This is a genomic window from Streptomyces prasinopilosus, from assembly GCF_001419695.1.
Lineage (GTDB): Bacteria > Actinomycetota > Actinomycetes > Streptomycetales > Streptomycetaceae > Streptomyces > Streptomyces prasinopilosus.
The window spans coordinates 1-2,202 of the sequence record NZ_LIRG01000264.1 but is presented as its reverse complement, the minus strand read 5'-3'; the positions used below and the strand labels follow the sequence as shown (position 1 = coordinate 2,202).

Here is a 2,202-nt window from a genome sequence, read left to right as displayed (position 1 = left end):
GTGGCGGGGGTGTTCGGTGTGCTGGTCTGTGTGGTCATCGGTGTCACGCCCTGTCCGCAACGCGCTCGCCGAGCAGGCCCTGTGGTCTGAACAGCAGTACGAGGATGAGGAGGATGAAGGCCCAGACGTCGGCCCAGGACTGGCTGCCGAACTGGTCGAGGCCGGGTATGTCGGCGATGTAGGCGGTGGCGAGGGTTTCGGCGAGGCCGAGGACGAGGCCGCCGATCATGGCGCCGTAGATGTTGCCGATGCCGCCGAGGACGGCCGCGGTGAAGGCCTTGAGTCCGAGGATGAAGCCCATCTTGAACTCGATCTGGCCGTACTTGAGTCCGTAGGCGACGGAGCCGACGGCGGCGAAGACGGCGCCGAGGGCGAAGGCGACCACGATGATGCGGTCGGTGTTGACGCCCATGAGCTTGGCGGTGTCGGGGTCCTGGGCGGTGGCCTGCATGCCGCGTCCGGTGCGGGTGCGCATGACGAAGTAGGCGAGGATGGCCATGCTGACGGGGGCGGCGATGAAGAGGAAGATGTCGCCGGTCTGGAGGGTGACGCTGCCGATGTGGAAGGGGCCGCCGTCGATCTGGGGGAAGGTGCGGGCCGATTTGGCTTCGGGGTACCAGGCCCAGACGGCTTGCTGGAGGGCGAGGGAGAGGCCGATGGCGGTGATGAGGGGGGCGAGGCGGGGTGAGCCTCGGAGGGGCCGGTAGGCGAATCGTTCCGCTCCGACGGCGACGGTGGTGGAGACGAGGATCGCCCCGAGGAGCATGAGGGGGAGGGCGATGAGCATGGAGGTGCCGTCGGGCAGGATGTAGAGGTAGACCGTGAGTGCGCCGAAGGCGCCGGTCATGAAGATTTCGCCGTGGGCGAAGTTGATGAGCTGGATGATGCCGTAGACCATTGTGTAGCCGATGGCGACCAGCCCGTACATGGATCCCAGTAGCAGGCCGTTGACCAGCTGCTGCGGCAGTTCGTTCACCGCATGTCCTCCGAGACGTTCGGAAAGTTAGACGAATGGGGCCGGATGCGAGCCGCGCGGGGCGCCTGTGGTGCGGCGCCCCGCGCGGCTCGTGTGGTGCGGGCTGGGTCAGCCGGTGTAGGTGCCGGACTCGACGGCCGTCCAGTCGCCGTTCTCGACCGCGTAGACGGTGAGCTGCTTGTTGGTGGCGTCGCCGAACTCGTCGAAGGAGACCTTGCCGGTGACTCCGTCGAAGGAGACGTTCTGCATGGCGGCGGTGACCTTGGCGCGGGCGTCGTCGGGGAGCTTGCCGTCGTTGTCCTCGACGACCTTCTTGACGGCCTCGATGATGGCCCAGGCGGAGTCGTAGCTGTAGCCGCCGTAGGCCTCGAAGTCCTCCTTGTAGCCCGCGGCCTTGTAGTTGGCGACGAACTCCTTGGCGGAGGGGAGGTCCTCGACGGGGGCGCCGACGGAGGTGGCGAGGTCGCCGGTGCCGGTGGCGCCGGCGAGCTTGATGAACTCGGCGCTGTAGATGCCGTCGCCGCCGACGAGCGGGATCTTGGCTCCGGCGGCCTTGATCTGCTTGCTGAGCGGGCCGGCCTGCGGGTATTCGCCGCCGTAGTAGACGACGTCGGCGCCGGACTTCTTGACCTTGGCGGCGACGGCGTTGAAGTCCTTGGTGTCCGGGTTGATGTGCTCGGTGCCGACGATGTCGCCGCCGAGCTTCTTGAAGGCCTCGGTGAAGGTTCCGGCGAGGCCGGCGCCGTAGGTCTTCTTGTCATCGATGACGAAGACCTTGCGCTTCTTGGAGTCGTTGTAGAGGTACTCGGCGGCGAACGGGCCCTGGATGGCGTCCGTGGTCGCGGTGCGGAAGTACGACTTGTAGGGGCGGACCTGCTTGTTCTGCCAGTCGACGCCCTGGGTGAGTGCGGGGTTGGTGTTGGCGGGGGAGACCTCGACGAGCTGGGCGGCGTCGAAGACCTTCTGCATGGACTCGCCGACGGAGGAGTTCAGGGGGCCGACGACGCCGAGGACCTCGTCGTTGGCGACGAGCTTGGTGGCGTTCTGCTGGCCGACGGAGGGCTGGCCCTGGTCGTCGAGGGCTTCGACCTTGAAGGTGACGCCCTCGACGGTGTTCTCCTTGTTGGCGGTCTTGGCGGCGAGGTCCACGGAGTTCTTGATGCCGAGGCCCAGCGCGGACAGGTCGCCGGTCAGCGGTGCGTCGACGCCGATGACGACGGTGGTGC

2 protein-coding genes are annotated in these 2,202 nt (G+C 67.2%); both read right to left on the bottom strand.

Features of this window, described 5'->3' with window-relative positions:
• Nucleotides 1-43 precede the first annotated feature (43 nt).
• Nucleotides 44-976 (bottom strand): branched-chain amino acid ABC transporter permease, encoded by a 933-nt coding sequence (locus AOK18_RS12450; RefSeq protein WP_055574219.1) that lies wholly within the window; start codon nt 974-976, stop codon nt 44-46.
• A 108-nt stretch (nt 977-1,084) separates the two neighbouring features.
• Nucleotides 1,085-2,202 (bottom strand): branched-chain amino acid ABC transporter substrate-binding protein (locus AOK18_RS12445; RefSeq protein WP_055694376.1); only part of this gene is annotated, 1,118 nt, incomplete at its 5' end.